The sequence below is a fragment of the Longimicrobium sp. genome, from assembly GCF_036399255.1.
Lineage (GTDB): Bacteria > Gemmatimonadota > Gemmatimonadetes > Longimicrobiales > Longimicrobiaceae > Longimicrobium.
On the sequence record NZ_DASWNM010000122.1, the window covers coordinates 92,788 to 108,467 of the forward strand.

13 protein-coding genes are annotated in these 15,680 nt (G+C 71.9%); 5 read left to right on the top strand and 8 right to left on the bottom strand.

Annotated features, from left to right (window positions below; all coding sequences use genetic code 11):
- Positions 1-238: 238 nt before the first annotated feature.
- From VGC13_RS22790 to VGC13_RS22810, 5 genes are all read right to left on the bottom strand, one after another.
- Entirely contained in the window at positions 239-1,693 is a 1,455-nt protein-coding gene (locus VGC13_RS22790) for a hypothetical protein (protein ID WP_331127602.1), read from the bottom strand.
- Positions 1,690-2,625 (bottom strand): ABC transporter ATP-binding protein, encoded by a 936-nt coding sequence (locus VGC13_RS22795; protein ID WP_331127603.1) that lies wholly within the window; start codon positions 2,623-2,625, stop codon positions 1,690-1,692. The genes VGC13_RS22790 and VGC13_RS22795 overlap by 4 nt, the downstream gene beginning before the upstream one ends.
- Positions 2,626-2,764: 139 nt before the next feature.
- The gene (locus VGC13_RS22800; RefSeq protein WP_331127604.1) at positions 2,765-4,294 is read right to left on the bottom strand and encodes a hypothetical protein; all 1,530 of its coding nucleotides are present in this window, start codon (positions 4,292-4,294) and stop codon (positions 2,765-2,767) included.
- The gene (locus tag VGC13_RS22805) at positions 4,291-5,223 is read right to left on the bottom strand and encodes an ABC transporter ATP-binding protein (RefSeq protein ID WP_331127605.1); all 933 of its coding nucleotides are present in this window, start codon (positions 5,221-5,223) and stop codon (positions 4,291-4,293) included. Before VGC13_RS22805 ends, VGC13_RS22800 begins: the two co-directional genes overlap by 4 nt.
- On the bottom strand, positions 5,220-5,612 hold the full coding sequence (locus VGC13_RS22810; RefSeq protein ID WP_331127606.1) for a GntR family transcriptional regulator: 393 nt from the start codon (positions 5,610-5,612) through the stop codon (positions 5,220-5,222). The genes VGC13_RS22805 and VGC13_RS22810 overlap by 4 nt, the downstream gene beginning before the upstream one ends.
- A gap of 599 nt (positions 5,613-6,211) precedes the next feature.
- Here VGC13_RS22810 and thiL point away from each other — a divergent pair.
- From thiL to VGC13_RS22835, 5 genes are all read left to right on the top strand, one after another.
- Entirely contained in the window at positions 6,212-7,243 is a 1,032-nt protein-coding gene (gene thiL / locus VGC13_RS22815; RefSeq protein ID WP_331127607.1) for a thiamine-phosphate kinase, read from the top strand.
- 26 nt (positions 7,244-7,269) lie between these two features.
- Positions 7,270-8,004, top strand: a complete 735-nt coding sequence (locus VGC13_RS22820; protein WP_331127608.1) for a lysophospholipid acyltransferase family protein — start codon at positions 7,270-7,272, stop codon at positions 8,002-8,004.
- 625 nt (positions 8,005-8,629) lie between these two features.
- Complete coding sequence (locus tag VGC13_RS22825) at positions 8,630-9,580, top strand: hypothetical protein (RefSeq protein ID WP_331127609.1); 951 nt, start codon at positions 8,630-8,632, stop codon at positions 9,578-9,580.
- 135 nt (positions 9,581-9,715) lie between these two features.
- Positions 9,716-10,186, top strand: a complete 471-nt coding sequence (locus VGC13_RS22830; RefSeq protein ID WP_331127610.1) for a DUF4442 domain-containing protein — start codon at positions 9,716-9,718, stop codon at positions 10,184-10,186.
- A 68-nt stretch (positions 10,187-10,254) separates the two neighbouring features.
- Positions 10,255-11,166 carry a hypothetical protein gene (locus VGC13_RS22835; RefSeq protein ID WP_331127611.1) on the top strand — a complete coding sequence of 304 codons (912 nt, stop codon included), beginning with the start codon at positions 10,255-10,257 and terminating at the stop codon, positions 11,164-11,166.
- A gap of 325 nt (positions 11,167-11,491) precedes the next feature.
- Here the strand turns inward: VGC13_RS22835 and VGC13_RS22840 are convergent, their stop codons facing one another.
- The 3 genes from VGC13_RS22840 to VGC13_RS22850 form a co-directional block, all read right to left on the bottom strand.
- Positions 11,492-13,456 (bottom strand): serine/threonine-protein kinase, encoded by a 1,965-nt coding sequence (locus VGC13_RS22840; protein WP_331127612.1) that lies wholly within the window; start codon positions 13,454-13,456, stop codon positions 11,492-11,494.
- Positions 13,453-13,593 carry a hypothetical protein gene (locus VGC13_RS22845; RefSeq protein ID WP_331127613.1) on the bottom strand — a complete coding sequence of 47 codons (141 nt, stop codon included), beginning with the start codon at positions 13,591-13,593 and terminating at the stop codon, positions 13,453-13,455. The genes VGC13_RS22840 and VGC13_RS22845 overlap by 4 nt, the downstream gene beginning before the upstream one ends.
- A 210-nt stretch (positions 13,594-13,803) precedes the next feature.
- Complete coding sequence (locus VGC13_RS22850) at positions 13,804-15,324, bottom strand: L,D-transpeptidase family protein (RefSeq protein ID WP_331127614.1); 1,521 nt, start codon at positions 15,322-15,324, stop codon at positions 13,804-13,806.
- Positions 15,325-15,680: the final 356 nt, after the last annotated feature.

Below are 15,680 nucleotides of genomic sequence, written 5' to 3' on the forward strand. Positions count from 1 at the left end.
AGCGTGCCCGCGGTTCTCAAAGGAAATGCCTCACACGGAGTCAACGGAGTCAACGGAGTTTTCTCCTGCTGATTCCGATGACTTCGTGTGAGTTCCCCACCTGCTGCGCAGACCCTTGCTCACGGAACTTGGGCCAGCAGTAGGCATCCGGCCCGCCTTTGCCGGCTATTCCCTATTCCCTATTCCCTATTCCCTATTCCCTATTCCCTATTCCCTATTCCCTGTCAGGCCTCTTTCGTCAGGTGGCGAAGCGGCCCTGGCGGTCCAGGTGGACGCGGCGGCGAAGGGCGAGCACGGCCAGCGCGGCGAGGACGGGGAGCCAGACAAGGGCCGCCGCCAGGGACCAGTCGAATGGCTGCGCGGTAAGGGGGCTGAGCACCCGCACGGGCGACAGCGCCGAGCCGGGACCGAGCGCCTGCCGGACCGCGGCGGCCACGACCAGGATCGCGATCCCCCAGGCGATGGGCCGGCGGGCCAGCATGGCCGGCAGTGTGCCCAGGCAGTAGGCCGCCATCACCGCCATCGGCACCCCCGGCAGCACCCATCCGTCCACCCACCCGGCAAGGGACGACGTTTCCCGCGCCGCGCCGGCGACGTGGCCGGCCAGCAGAAGCAGTGTGCAGGCCTCCAGCCACACCAGCCCCGCGGCGGCGTGCAGCAGGCGGCGGCCAAAGGTGCCGGCGGGCTGCGACTGGTCCCACTCGCGGCCGGGCTGCTCGTCCATCCACACCAGCGCGGGCCAGAAGAACGCGGGGAGGAGGAGGAGGGTGAAGCTGGCGGCGAACAGCGCGGACCCCGACAGCGGACCCGCGTACGAGAGCGCGATCACGGCCGTGGCGAGCAGCGGCCACGTCATCCGCCGCGCCTGAACGCGCAGCTGCCGCATCGCGACGGAGCCCCACGCCGCGGGCTTGCGGGGGACGGAATTCCACGGGCCACTCGCCGCGGGTTGAAGGGGGCGCGCCGCCGCCGTCCCGCGGTCGCGGCCCCACAGCGGAATCCCGGCGCTCCCCTGGTGGCGGCCCACCCACGCCGACAGCCACACGGCCGCGGCGGCAAGGCCCAGCCGGAGGAGCGCGGTCCACGGGGAGAGCAGGGATTGATACGTCACCTGCATGGTACCATCCGGCAGGTAGCGGGTGTGCATGGAGGACAGGGGGACCTTCATCCCCACGATCATGACGATGACGATCCCCAGCAGGACCACGCCGACCAGCACGCGGCCCGGCCGGCGCGCCCGCAGCATGATCGCGGAGCCCAGCAGGTACGCGGTCATCCCGTTGGCGAAGGCGACCGCCAGCCACACCCAGGCGCCGTCGATGCGGACCTCGCCGCCGGCCCCCATGCCCACCACGACCAGCCCGAGGGCGAAGGCGCCGAGCATGGCGCACAGGATGATGGCCGCCCCGGCCGCGCCGCAGGCGACGCGGGTCACCTCGTACGCCACCGCGCGCACGGGGAGCGCCTGGTCCAGGGACCGGCTCCCCGCGCTTCCGCGCCACTGCAGCAGGGGAAGAAAGAACAGCAGCACGCCCAGCTGCGTCACCATCGTCCGGGGCAGGCCGCCGGCCAGGATCAGAAGAAGCACGATGAGGAACGGGCCCACGGTCCCGCGGGAGCGCAGCAGCACGGCGGCCTCCGCGCGGACGACGTCCGTCCAGCGCGCGGGCGTGCGCAGGGCGGCGGCGCTCACGCGGCCTCCCCGGCGCGCAGCAGCGCCAGCGCGGCGTCCTCCAGCGACAGGCGGCCGGCGTCGCGCACGGTGGCGCCGGACGCGGAGAGCCGCTCGGCCACCTGCCGCTCGTCGCCCCACACCGTCCAGGTGATCTCGCGCCCGGCGCCGGCGCGCACCAGCACGTCGCCGTTCAGCCCCGGCGCGCCGGCCCACCCCTCCGGCACCTCGGCGCGGTAGCGGCGCAGACCGCGGCGCACGTCGTCCACGTGCGCCTGCAGCAGCAGCCGGCCGTTGCGCAGCACGCCCACGTGGTCCGCCATCCGCTCCGCCTCGTGCACGTGGTGCGTGCTCCACAGGATGGTGGTGGGCGCGTCCGCCATGTGCTCGATCAGGATCTCGCTCAGCTGCTCGCGCGCCAGCGGATCCAGGCCGTCGGTGGGCTCGTCCAGCAGCAGCACGGGCGGGCGGTGCGCCAGCGCCGTCACCAGCGCCACGCTGCGCGCGCCGCCCTTGCTGAGCGCGCGGAACCGCTCGTCCATCCGCAGCCCCAGCCGCTTGCAGAGCGCGTCGGCGTATTCCCAGTCCCAGGCGTGAAAGAAGGCCGCGTGGTGCTTCAGCAGGCCGCGCACGGTCAGCCATCCGTACGCCGTGTCCACCACCTCGGGCACGTAGCCGATCTGCGCGCGCACCGTCGCCGGTTGCAGCGCGGTGTCCAGCCCCAGCACGGTGGCGGTGCCGGCGTCGGCACGCACCAGGTCCAGCAGCACCTTGAGGGTGGTGCTCTTGCCGGCGCCGTTGGGGCCCACCAGCACGTACACGGCGCCTGCGGGCACCTGCAGGTCCAGCCCGTCCAGGGCCACGGAGCCGCGCGCGTAGCGCCTGGTGACGGCGTGGGTCCGGATGGCGAGCTCGGCGCCGTCCAGGCGGGTGGGAAGCGTGGGAAAGCTCATGGAACGGGTGTGGGTCGGGTGATCAAGGTTGCAGCGCGGACGCGCCGGCATACGGAGGTGGCGGTCGTTTCGGAGCCTGTTTCGGTGACGATTGGACGAGCAGGGACGCAATCAGGGGATCGCCTCCCCCACTTCGCGCTTACCGCCCAGCGTGGCCGTGGAGCGAAGGGCCCGGCCGCGTGCCCGCCCACCCATGGAGAAAGCCGCGCATCTCGCGAAGGGTGGGGATCCGGCTGCACCGGTGGGCCCAGTCTTCCAGGGTGACCGCTCCCGCGGCCGCGGCGGCGTACAGCACGAGCCAGAGGGCCGAAACCGCGTGGCTCCATCCCGCCGGGCCGGCGTTCGCGAAGCCAACGGGCACCTGGCTCTCCACGATGTTCATACCGTAGTTGAGGAACAGACACGGCCCCAACAATGGCAGCGCCCGGTGCGCCACACACGTGCAGAAGAAAACCGCCGTGGCGGCGAGGTAGAGCGTCAGGGTCCTGATGGAGAGCCCGAGCCAGAGCCACGCCGGAGCGTCAGCGGGAGCGTCGAGCATCCCGGCCGCCGCCGCCTTGCCGAGACACACCGCCACCCCGACCGTGACGAACAGGAGGAGCCAGAGCGCGCCCGCGGTCGCGTGCAGGACCCTCCGCTTCGCCGCGTCGACCGGAAGCGTGTCATTCCACCGGCGCCGATGATTGCGCTCGGCCAGCCAGACGAGCACCGTCCAGGAGAGCGCGATGAACGCGCACCACTCGCCGAGTCCCGTGGATTCCACGAACGAGCGAACGGTTGGGCCCTCCCCGCCCTCGTTCAGATCCAGGATCGGCTCCGTCACGGTGAACGGTATCATGACCAGAAGCGTGAGCGCCGGCACGATGGTGAAGCGGCGCATCAGCCCCAAGTGCCGCCAAAGGATCGTGAGGGTGGCGGACGGGCGCGCGGGGCCGCCGCGCCAGACCGGGGGTGACGCGGGGCGGATCGGGAGCGCAGGGGCAAGGTCCCGGCGCGGTGCGCGTGCGCGCTGGGCCGCTGGACCCGCGGGCCCGAGGGCACTCGCGGGGTAGCGCGCGACGGCGAACGCGGCGGCGCCCGCAAGCCCCAGCGGGAGCGCGGTCCGGGTGAGCACCGCCGTCACCCCCATCCGTCCGAGCTCCGCCGGTTCTTCGAAGATCCACGCCAGCAGGAGGGACACGCCGGCGACGAGCACGGCCACGACGCAGAGCGCGCCGACAGCCGGATACCTGGAGCGCAGGAGCACTGCCGAGGTCAGCAGGTGAGAGGTGAGCCCCCAGGCCAGAAGGGCCAGCGGGTACCACGCCGGGTGTCCAGGATCTCCGAAGAGGGCGGCGTACAGGCCGACCACGACCGCCAGCAGGAAGGCCGCCCACGCCACGCCGCACACCAGGCGGACCCGCGCGTACAGGGCCTGGTTCACGGGCAGGGTGGCGTCCCAGACGCGACCCCCGGGTCCGATCTCCTGCATGCCCGGGAGATAGACGCCCAGCAGCAGGACGCCAAAGACCGCTTCCGAGTAGGTAACCTGGACCGAGTCCACGCGAAGCCACACGGCCAACGACGCCAGAACCAATGCGCCAACGCAATGAGCCCCTCGCTGGCGCTCCAGGCGTTCGAGCAGCACCGGCCGCAGGCGGGCGGCCGGGTGCAGGGCCGGGGCGCTCACGCCCGCCTCCCGGCGCGCAGCAGCGCCACCGTGGCCTCTTCCAGCGAGAGCGGCGACGCGTCGTGCACCGTGGCGCCCGCGGCCGCCAGCCTCTCCGCTACCTCGCGCTCCTCGCCCCACACGGTCAGCGCGACCTCGCGTCCGTCCCCCTCGCGCAGCAGCACCTCACCGTTCAGCTCCGGCGCACCCGTCCACCCCTCCGGCACTCCCGCGCGGTAGCGGCGCAGCCGCAGGCGCACCTCGTCGCGCGGGGCCTGCAGCACCAGCCGTCCATTCCGGAGCACCCCCACGTGGTCCGCCATGCGCTCCACTTCGTGCACGTGGTGCGTGGACCAGAGCAGTGTCGTGGGCGCGTCCGCCAGGTGGTCCACCAGCAGCGCCATGAGCTCCTCACGCGCCAGCGGGTCCAGCCCGTCCGTGGGCTCGTCCAGCAGCAGCACCGGCGGGCGGTGCGCCAGCGCGCTCACCAGGATCACGGAGCGCAGCGCCCCTTTGGAAAGGTCCCGCATAGCCGCCCGGAGCGGGACCTTCAACCGCCGGCAGAGAAGCGCGGCGTAGCCCGGGTCCCACGTCTCGAAGAACGCCGCGTGATGGCGAAGGAAACGCTCCGCCGTAAGCCACTCGTACCCCGTCTCCGACGTCTCGGGGACGTAGCCGATCTGCGCGCGCGCCAGCGCGGGATCCGCGGTGGTCTCGATCCCCAGCACCCGCGCCGTCCCCCGGTCGGCGCGCACCAGGTCCAGCAGGACCTTGATGGCGGTGCTCTTCCCGGACCCGTTGGGGCCGGCCAGCACGTACACCGCCCCGGCGGGCACCTCCAGGTCCAGCCCGGCCAGCGCGCGAGTGCCGTCGAAGCGCTTCATCAGCGACCGGGTCTCGATCGCCAGCTCGGCGCCGTCCAGATGGGTGGGGAGGGCAGGGAAGCTCATGAATCGCCTGCGGTCGAAGGGGTGGAGGGATGAAGCTCCGCCGCGCGGAGGATGGCGTCCGCCAGCTCGTCGGCCTCGATGCCGTAGCGCCGCGCGTCCTTGAGGGCGCGCTCGGCCACGTCGCGCAGCAGCAGTTCGCGCTCGCCGGTGCCGGGGTCGGCCACGAAGGTGCCCTGCCCGCGGCGCGAGTAGACGATCCCCGCGCGCTCCAGCTCGCGGTACGCCTGCTGGACGGTGTTGGGGTTCACCCGCAGCTCCGTGGCGAGCGCGCGGACGGAGGGCAGCGGGTCCTGCGCCGCCACCGTGCCCAGGACCAGCGCGCGGCGCACCTCGTCCACGATCTGCTGGTACAGCGGCCGCTCGTCCGACGGGTCCAGGTTGATCAGCACAGGTGTGTGATGTGTACTGGTGTATTAGTCACACTAGTACAGTAGGGGAGGGGGTGGGGGAGTGTCAAGGGTGATGTGAAGGGGTGAACGGGTGAACGGGTGAGCGGGTGAGCGGGTGAGCGGGTGAGCGGGTGAGCGGGTGAGCGGGTGAGCGGGTGAGCGGGACGAGGCTCGGAGCGAGGATCGCACTGCGTCGGCGGAGGCCCTCACCCGCTCGCTTGGGCTCGCACCCTCTCCCGCAGGCGGGAGAGGGTATAATCCGCCAATGCCACTGGCGCGTTTCCGCGATTCGGCGGCCTGTTCACGCGCTTGTCTTGCGCGTTGCGCCGGTCTTTGCCGACCCGAGCAGGTGAAGCCCCGTTCGGCGAGCGTAGCGAGTCGAGACGGGGCTTATGGCATTTCCAGCCACTGGTTTCAACCCGTGGCGAGGCGGCGTGGGACGAACCCGGCGCCAACACACCGGTTCACCTCATCACCCCTTCACCCCTTCACCTCCTTCCGCACTTCCGCACTTCCGCACTTCCGCACTTCCGCACTTCCGCACTTCCGCACTTCCGCACTTTCGCACTTTCGCACTTTCGCACTTATCTTCCTCCACCATGCGCACCAGCCCTTCCGTCCACCCCCGCCCCCACCCCGACGCGCCGGTCCGCCTGGCGCCGGGGCCCGAGTTCGACCTGATCCGCCGCTTCCTGGCGGGGCAGGCGCAGGGGGAGCGCGAGGACGTGCGCGTGGGGCCCGGCGACGACTGTGCGGTGGTGGCGGGAAACGGCATCGCGCTCTCGTCCGACATGAGCGTGGAAGGCGTGCACTTTCGCCGCGACTGGCTGGCGCCGGAAGAGATCGGGTGGCGCGCGGCGGCGGCGGCGCTCAGCGACCTGGCCGCTGTGGCGGCGCGGCCCATCGGCATCCTGGTCTCGCTGGCCGCGCCGGCGGGGGACGCGGGGGATTTCGCGGCGGCGGTGATGGCGGGGTGCCGCGCGGCGGTGGAGGAGGCGGGCGGCGCGCTGCTGGGCGGCGACCTTACGCGCTCGCCGGGGCCGCTGGTGGTGGACGTGACGGTGGTGGGCGAGGCGCCGCGCCCCGTGCTGCGCTCCGGCGCGCGGCCGGGCCAGGAGGTGTGGGTCACCGGCGAGCTGGGCGGCGCGGCGGCGTGCGTCGAGGCGCTGCTGGCCGAGCGCGCGCCGCAGCCGTCGGCGCGGGAGCGCTTTGCCCACCCGGTGCCGCGGGTGCGCGAGGCGCAGTGGCTGGCGGCGCATGGCGTCCCCACGGCCATGGTTGACCTGTCCGACGGGCTGGTGGGCGACGCGGGGCACCTGGCGGCGGCCAGCGGGGTGGCGGTGATGCTGGTGCCCGAGCTGATCCCGGTGCACCCGGCGGCCCGCGAGCGGTCGCGCGTGCGCTCGCTGCGGCGGGCGCTGGGCGGGGGGGAAGACTACGAGCTGTGCTTCACGGCGCCGGTGGGGGCGGTGCCGCCGCTGGTGGACGGGTTTGCGCGCGCCTTCGGGGTGCGGCTTACGTGCGTGGGCAAGCTGGGGGGCGGGGACGGGGTGTGGTTCGTGGATGCGGAGGGGCGCCGGCGGCCCACCGGGGTCGCGGCCTGGCAACACTTCGGGCGGGGGGACGCGTGATCCTCGGTTCGCTGCGGGCGGTCTGGATGATCTTCTGGATGTTCTGGGGGACCATGTTCGTGGGGGGCGGCGCCATCCTGATGGCGCTGGTGGGGGTGCGCGGGCCGGTGTACGTGCGCATGACGCGGGCATGGGCGCGCGTCGCGCTGTGGGCCAGCGGCTCCGACGCGGTGCTGCACGGGGTGGAGCACGTGACGCCCGGCGAGCCGTTCATCCTGGTGGCCAACCACGTTTCCTGGTTCGACATCTTCGCCATCGCGGCAAAGCTCCCCGTGGACTACCACTTCGTCGCCAAGAAGGAGTTGGAGCGGATCCCCGTCTTCGGGCTGGCGTGGCGGGTGGCGGGGCACATCTCCATCGACCGCAGCAACCGCGACAGCGCCACGCGCTCGCTGCGCAAGGCGGGCGAGCAGATGCGCGAGCAGAAGAGCGTGGTGGTGATCTTTGCCGAGGGCACGCGCTCGCGCTCGGGGCGGCTTCTGCCGTTCAAGAAGGGCGCGTTCGTGCTCTCGCAGGAAACGGGGATCCCCATCGTCCCCACCATCGTCACCGGCAGCTACGACATCATGCGCCCCGACACCTTCCTGGTGCGCCCCGCCACCATCCACGTCTACTTCGAGCCGCCGGTCGACCCCGCCGGCCTCAAGGGCGACGCGCTGATGGAGCGGGTGCGCCGGGTGTTCGTCGAGCGCCTGGAAGAAACCGACTCCCTCCCCCCCGACGATTCCGCCCCGGCCCCGCTTCCCGAGGCGGAGGACTGAACGCACGCCGGCTGGATGCAAGCGGCCCCGCGTCCGTCGCGGGGCCGCTTCGCGTATGAATGTGAATCCGTCCCCCGAGAGGGAATTGACTTCCTGAGAGGGTGTTGCCAAACATCCAGCGTGATTGACTTCCTGAGGGAGGCGCCGCTCCGCAACTCGCTTTTACACTGCACTTTGGCGCCGACCGAAGGACCTCGCCAGCAGAACGACGGGGCTGGTCCCCGTACCCTGATCTGGCCCCTGCGCCACCGGGACGAGGTCCTTCGGTCGCGCGCAATCTGTAGTGTGACTTCTGGTTACACGTGATGCGCTCCCTCAGGAAGTCACCGCTTCGTTATGAATTTGAGGTTTAGCAACACCCTTTGAGAGAGGCGCCGCGCAGACGGTTTTGAACGATAGCCTCGCGCGCAGGCGGTTGTGTGGAATCGGGTTGCACGTGGTGCGCTCCCTCAGGAAGTCATCGCTTCTTTGTGAGCTGGGGGCTGGAACACCCTCTCAGGAAGTCGGATCGACGCGCGGCTCGGGGGTTCACTGGACGGTGCTTGCGGTGAATATTATGTTCCTTCATCGTGAACATTATCTTCTCTCCCGCGCGTTCTCCATCCACTCGTGAAGCAGATTCCAGATGTCGGCAGGGCTCGTCCGCAGCATCGGTGAGCGGGCGCGGCGCACGGGGACGGAGGTGGCGAGGGCGCAGTGGAGCGCGCTGGCGGCCTCCGCCGCCGCATCGCCCGAGCGGCGCCCCCGGGCCATCGTGGACGCCGAGGCGCTGGTGCTGCTGTCGATGTCGCTGCGCGGACGCGAAAAGCGGCTGGACGAGCTGGTGTTCGCCTGGGCACGCCGCGGGTCGGCGCTGCTGAGCGTGCAGCGGATGACGTCGCTGGCCGAGGCCTTTCCGCTTTCCGTGCGCGAGGCGCTGGGCGAGTTCGCCGCGCAGGCGGGCGACCGGCGCTGGCGCGCGCACGCCGGCCCCGCGCCCGACGACCGTCCGCCGCCGCGCGAGACCCCGCTGGGTCCGCTGCGGCTTACGCAGGGCCCGGCGCTGCTGCTGCGGCTGCGCGCGGGGTTCGGCGTGGGCGCAAAGGCCGACCTGCTGGCGTTTCTGCTGGGGCTGCGCGGCGCCCCCGCGTCCGTCAGCCTGATGGCGGCGGCCACGGGCTACTCCGGCCGGGCCATGCGCACCGCGGCGGAGGAGATGGCGATGGCGGGCTTCATCGAGCGCATGGACAGCGCGCCGGTGACGTACCTGGCGGACCACACGGCGTGGGCGGCGGTGCTGCGCCTGTTCCGGCTTACGGCGTCGCGCACGCCCGAGGTGCCGCCGTGGCGCTACTGGTCGGTGGTGTTCGCCTTTCTGGCGGACGTGGACTGCTGGGCGCGCGAAGCCGACGAGCACGGGTGGAGCCCGTACCTGGCCAGCAGCCGCGCCCGCGACCTGGTGGCGGACCACGCGCGCGCCGTGCAGCTGGCCGGCCTGCGCCTGCCCAACCCGGAAGAAAGCAGCGGCGCCGCGTTCTTGGAAGACGTGGCCGCGGAGATGGACCGGGTGCACGCGTGGTGTGTGAAGAATCTGTAGAACGGCAGTGTGGAGTGCCCAGTGCCAAGTGCCAAGTGCCAAGTGCCAAGTAGCTCGCGCATGAATCCACCCGCCCGGCACAAGCACCTGATCCTCGGCACTCGAAACTAGGTACTAGGTACTTCTCCCCTCCCCATGCCCGAGTCCATCCGCACCCGCCTCATCCGTGTGGGCTTCAACTGGTTCCCGGCGTACCGCGGGACCGGCGGGCGCATCACCTACATCGCGCGCGACTGGCGGGAGATCCGCGTGCGCCTGCCGCTGAGCCGGCGCACGCGCAACTACGTGGGCACCATCTTTGGCGGCAGCATGTACGGCGCGGTGGACCCCATCTACATGGTGATGCTCATCCAGGTGCTGGGGCCGCGCTACGTGGTGTGGGACAAGGCCGCGTCCATCCGCTTTCGCCGCCCCGGCCGCACCACGCTGCACGCGCGCTTCGTGCTGGACGACGCGGAGCTGGACGCCATCCGCGCCGCGCTGGCGGAAGCGCCGTCGGTGGACCGCACGTACCGGGTGGAGCTGGTGGATGGGGAGGGCGTGGTGCACGCGGCGGTGGAGAAGGTCGTCCACATCCGGCTCAAGAAGCCCGCGGGGGAGGGATGAGCGGCGCGGCGCGGGATGCGGATGGGCACGATTGCTGCCCCCGGTGGCGCTCCATGCGGATTCGATGGATGGCGGCGGCCCTGGCCCTGGCGGCGTGCGGCGGCGGAGACGACGGCGCGGTGGTGGAAGGCACCTTTCACCCGGGGCTCGCGGCCACCGGCGTGTGGGTGGTGGAGTCCGAGCGCAGCGAGCCCGCCGACAGCAGCGGCTTTCGCCTAGCGGACCTCACGCCCGGCCCGGTGAGCCTGCGCCTGATGCGCGGCTCCGACACGGCCGCGGTGCTCAACGTGTCCGGCCTGGGGCCGGGGATGCGCCTGGCGCTGCAGGGGCTGCGCGTGGACGCGGAGTCCGGCCTGGCTTTTCCGCGCTCCGTAGAGCTGGACGGCGGGCCGGTGGTGACGGTGAACGGCCTGCGGATGGCGCCCGCCGGCCGGGTTCCGCGCGAGGTGGACGCGCGGGGCGCCGTGCTGGCCTGGTCGTCGGACGTCGGCGCCCTGCTGCTGCGCCCCGACGACGCGCGCCTCCCCGACCTGCGCGTGGTGGTGGGGCCGTCCACGCAGGTGGTGGGCACCGACGGCGGCGGCGCCGACGCCACCACGCTGGAGCCCGGCGACTCCCTGCGCGTGGAAGGCCGCTTCGAAGAAGGCTACGTCCTCGCCACCCGCCTCACGCTCCCCACCCGCATCGGCGCCGCGGCCGGCGACGACGTGGAGGCGGATGAAGGCGATCCGGGCACATCCGCCGAATCCTTCCGGGAAGGGGACGGTGGCGGAGGCGCGGCGGCTCCGCTGTCCATCTCCCGCATCCCAGCTTCCCGTGAGGCCCCGCGCGGCGGCAACGGCAACGCGCGGGGCAGGGACGAGGAATGGCGAAAGGAGGAGCAGAAGCGCAGGGAGGAAGCGCGGCGCAACCAGGAGGAACGGCGCAGGGACGCGGAAAAGGGCAAAGGCAAGGGCAGGGAAAAGAAGAACAAGGGCTGACCGCCTCTGCGGTCAGCCCTTTGTCATGCGCACGGTTTCTGTTTCCCGGTTGCGGACGCGCCGGTGCATCGGATGCCGCAAACCGCCGGGCCGCCGAGTCCGCGCAGGCGGACTTTGCGATTTTCCCGCGGCGAATTCATTCGCTCCCGCGGGCGCACGCCGGGATGATGTTCCCCCTGTCGGGCGCGATCCGACACCGTCCGTAGCGTCTCCCAACCCCGCCTTACCCCAACCTCCCCCGAAGTTCGGGGAGGTGGGCGAGTAATGCGAGCCCGGAGGGGGCGCCCGTCCGGCGCAGCTCGAATCCCGCCGTCTACCCCGCCCCCTACTGGTCCCCGCTCGAGCGCGCCTCGCTGGTCGTCAGCAGCTGCTCGGAGACTACGTACCACTTGCCGTCGTCCTCGTCGCGCTTGAAGACGTACTCCTGCATCCCGCGCCCCTGCCGCGTGCGTCCGTCGCCGCCAAAGATCCACTCCTTGTCCACCAGCACCCGCGCCTGGTCCGGCGCCTGCCACTGCACCTGGATCGAGCGAATGCCGATGCGGCGGTCGTCGTAGCGCCGCAGGTCGCGGGTGCGGTCCCGGCGCACGCCCACGCGCGCCAGGTTGTTGGAGTTGTAGTAGTCTACCCGGCTGCCGTAGTGCGAGATGTGACGGCTGATGTCACCCTCGACCCACGCCTTGTTCAGGTCCTCAACGGCGGCCCGGATCTCCGTCTCGGCCTGCGCCATCACCGCCGCCGGAGTCGTGGGCGCGGGCTGCTGCGCGGCCGGGGTCTGCGCGGGCGGCAGCGTTGCGGCGGGTCCCGCGCCGGGCACCGTGGCTGGCGGCACCGTGCCCGCCGGCGTCGGCGCGGCGGCCTGCTGGCTAGCGGCGGACTGCCCGGCGACGCCTTCCAGGTGCAGGAACTCCTCGTCCAGCGCCGCCACCCGCCCGCTGTCCTGCATCACCGCGCCCACGCTGTCGGCGGAGGCCACGGGGGCCGGATCGTCGCCGCCGCCGCGGCGGGTCGCCCAGACGGCTACCGCGAGAAGCAGCAGCAGCGGGATGGCCCATAACGCCTTGTTGCCCGCAAACCCCGGACGGCGCATGGACGGCGGCGTGACCGGAATCCCGTCCGGCCGCGGGTGAGCGGGAGCCCCATCCACGGCCGGAGCGGGCGTCGCAGGCGCGGCGGGCGGCACCGGAGCAGCCGATGCCGTCGTCGGCTCCACCACGGGCGCTGCTTCCACGACGGGCGGCGTGACCACGGGCGGAGCCGCGACGACGGGCGGAGCCACGACGACGGGCGGGGCCTCGGCGGCCGGCGGGGTGCTGGCGGACGGGCTGATGACGCGGACGTCGTCCACGCCCTCCATCAGTTGGGTGGAATCGGAGTCCACCTCCACCACGGGCGGCGGCACGGCGTGGAAGGCCGTGGCGTCGTCGGCCTGGGCGGTGGTCAGCGCCTCCACGAACGTCGCCGCGTCGGGATAGCGGTCCGCGGGGCGGGGGCGCAGGGCGCGCTGGACGACCTCGCGGATGTGCGGCGGCACGTCGAGCCACGCTTCGGGCGTGGGAAGCGGCACGTCCTCGCCTCCGCGGACGGCGGCACGCTCGTCCTCGTTGTACGGGCGCTGGCCGGCCAGCATCTCGTAGCCGATCAAGCCCAGCTGGTACACGTCGGACGCGGCGGTCACCGGGCGGGTGACGTCCAGCTGCTCGGGCGAGGCGTACGCCGGCGAGTGCGGCAGGCTGCCGATGGTGGTCAGCGCGTGCTCGGGGTCGTCCTCCAGCGGCTTGGCGATGCCGAAGTCCAGGATCTTGACCCCGTCGATGTCGCCGTCCCCCACCAGGAAGACGTTGGCGGGCTTTACGTCGCGGTGCACGATGCCGGCGCGGTGCCCGGCCGCCACCCCGCGCGCCGCGTCGGCCAGGATGCGCAGCGACTCGGCCAACGTCAGCTTTCGCTCGCGCAGCGCCTCCTTGAGGTCGCGCCCGCGCATCAGCTCCATGACGATGAAGTCCAGCTCCAGCTCGGGATCGGTCCCGTAGTCGAAGATCTGGACCACGTTGGGGTGCTGGATGCGGGCGGCGCTGGCGGCCTCGCGGCGAAAGCGCTCGCGGAAGTTGGCCAGCGCCGTGTCGGACGAGGCCGCCAGCGACACCACCTTCACCCCCACCTCGCGCCCCAGCGTGCGGTCGAGCCCGCGGTAGACCACGCTCATCCCCCCGCGGGCGATCGCGTCGATCACCTCGTAGCGGCCGGACAGCGTCCGGCCCACCATCAGCCCCTCGAAGCCGCGCCTCATGCGGCGGCCGCGGCGGCGGTGAGGGCCCGCGCGCCCATGGCGATCCGCCGCCATGCGCCCGGGTGATGTGCGGCGAACGCTTCGGAAAGGAGGGGGAGCACGGCCCGGAGGACCGTTTCGCGCGGGATCTCGGACATCTCTGGCTTCCGAAAGATGAGCGTCGCAACCGAAACGTGCCCGGGAGGCGCAAGCGATGTGCCCGCCTGCATCAACCCCCCCGGCGGCTGCCTGAAGAACGCGCCCTGAAAAGATCGGGCCTCACACGGAGTCGACGGAGTCAGCAGAGAAAAACTCCGTTGACTCCGTTGACTCCGTGTGAGGCCCATTCTTTTGTGCCCGCCGCGGGCTCAGCGGAGCGGCGTGTGCCCCGCGTGCTCGTCTTCCTTGGCCGGCTCGGCGGCCTTGGGCGTCTCGGACGCCTTGGGCTGCGACGGCTCGGTGCGCGCGCGGCCCTTGGGCGCCTCCGCCGCGGGCGTCGACGTTCCGCTACGGCGGCTGGGCGTCGCCGGCGTGGTGGACGCGCGGCCGCTGCCGCTGCCCGTCGCCCCCGTCGCGCTGCTCCCCGCGCCCGAGCGCCGCGCCGGCGCCGCCGAACCCGAGGTGGACGACGAGGTGGCGGCCGCGGCGGCCTCGGCGTTCGCCGGATCCACCGCCTGCTTCTGGCCGCTGATGTCGCGGAACTCCACCGGCACGCCGGCGCGCACGTGGTGCGACAGGAACTCCACGTCCCAGTTGGTCAGCCGCACGCACCCGTTGCTGGATGCGTAGCCGATGGTCTGCGGCTCGTTGGTGCCGTGGATGCCGTAGTGCGGCTCGGACAGGTCGATCCACACCTTGCCCACGGCCACGTTGGGCCCGGCGGGGATCATGGCGTCGGGCTCGCTGTCGGGCACGCCCACCAGGATGTCGGGCTGGTAGTGCCACGACGGGTCCTGCGTTACGCCGTTGACCGTGAAGCCGCCCGACGGCGACGGCGAGTACGCGCCGCCCAGCGTCGAGGGAAAGTGGTACAGGATGCGCCCGCCGGAATCCAGCGCGTGCACGTACGTCCCGCGGCCCGAGACCACCAGCTTGGCCACCTGCGCGCTGCCGCGGGCGTCCTCGCCGCGCACGGCGGGCAGGTACAGCTGCTGCCCGGCCGTCACGTTGTCCAGGTCAACCCCGGGGTTCAGCTGCTGCAGCAGGTCGGGTGTGGCGTGGTACGTCTCGCTCAGCTTTTCCGTCAGCGACTCGTAGCACGAGCAGTCCAGCTTGGCGTGCTCGTAGATGTCTTCGGGGATGGGCGTAAAGGGCCCCTTCACGTCCTCTTCCGCCATCGTCCTGCGGACCACCAGCTCGCGCGGGTTGCCGGCCACCTGCCGCAGCCGCGCGAAGGTCGCGCTGTCCAGCCGGGCCGTGGCGCGCAGCCCCTCGCGGCGCTGGAACCAGTACAGCGCCTCCGCCGTGTTCTTGCCCCAGCGCCCGTCCATGATGCCGGGCGAGAACAGGGCGCGGTCCAGCAGGATCTGCGTGCGCAGCACCGAGGGGCCGCCCACGTCGCCGTGCAGCGGCACGTGCTGGGGCGCCGTGTTCACCGTCTGGGCGGTGATCTGCTCCCACTTTTCGGGGTTGGGGATGTCGGGCCCGGTCGCGGGGTCCAGCTGCACCACCTCCTGCCAGCTCATGTCCATCCGCGCGCGGTTCAGCTCCTCGGCCGACATGGCGGCCATGCGGCGGTTCCACGCCACCTGCACCGCCTGCGCGCGCGCCGCCGCCGCGTCCTGCGCGGGCGGGTTGGGCTCGGGCTGCTTGGGCGCCGCCTCCTCGTCGCCGCCGCACGCGGCCAGCAGCAGGGCGGCCAGGACAAGGGATGGATATCGATTGATCATCGTTTTCTCGTGCTTCTGGGTCATCGAAAAGCCGCCCGCCCCCGGATCCGGAAACAGGCGGCTCAACGAACGCTGGATGGCACGTTCCGGGCCGCGCAGGATGATCCATATCCCCGCTCCCGAAAAGACTTGCCCCACGCAGTGACGCAGAGGCGCGGAGAGCAACGTTCCTCTCCGCGCCTCCGCGCATCCGCATCTATACGAAACCGAGAAAAAGACTTGTCTCAGCCAGAGGCCGCAGAGGCCACAGAGGAACGAAACGACACCGATTGTTTCGCCGTCCTGGTGCTTCGGTGAACAGGATACGATCGTCACCCCTTCACCCCTTCACCCCTTCACCCCTTCACCCCTTCACC

Bases quoted from the DNA above. Each gene is read 5' to 3' on its own strand.
- thiL (WP_331127607.1), top strand. From the start codon at position 6,212: ATGCGCACCAGCCCTTCCGTCCACCCCCGCCCCCACCCCGACGCGCCG.
- VGC13_RS22795 (WP_331127603.1), bottom strand. From the start codon at position 2,625: ATGAGCTTTCCCACGCTTCCCACCCGCCTGGACGGCGCCGAGCTCGCC.
- VGC13_RS22825 (WP_331127609.1), top strand. From the start codon at position 8,630: ATGTCGGCAGGGCTCGTCCGCAGCATCGGTGAGCGGGCGCGGCGCACG.
- VGC13_RS22805 (WP_331127605.1), bottom strand. From the start codon at position 5,223: ATGAGCTTCCCTGCCCTCCCCACCCATCTGGACGGCGCCGAGCTGGCG.
- VGC13_RS22850 (WP_331127614.1), bottom strand. From the start codon at position 15,324: ATGATCAATCGATATCCATCCCTTGTCCTGGCCGCCCTGCTGCTGGCC.
- VGC13_RS22845 (WP_331127613.1), bottom strand. From the start codon at position 13,593: ATGTCCGAGATCCCGCGCGAAACGGTCCTCCGGGCCGTGCTCCCCCTC.
- VGC13_RS22830 (WP_331127610.1), top strand. From the start codon at position 9,716: ATGCCCGAGTCCATCCGCACCCGCCTCATCCGTGTGGGCTTCAACTGG.
- VGC13_RS22820 (WP_331127608.1), top strand. From the start codon at position 7,270: ATGATCTTCTGGATGTTCTGGGGGACCATGTTCGTGGGGGGCGGCGCC.
- VGC13_RS22840 (WP_331127612.1), bottom strand. From the start codon at position 13,456: ATGAGGCGCGGCTTCGAGGGGCTGATGGTGGGCCGGACGCTGTCCGGC.
- VGC13_RS22835 (WP_331127611.1), top strand. From the start codon at position 10,255: ATGGCGGCGGCCCTGGCCCTGGCGGCGTGCGGCGGCGGAGACGACGGC.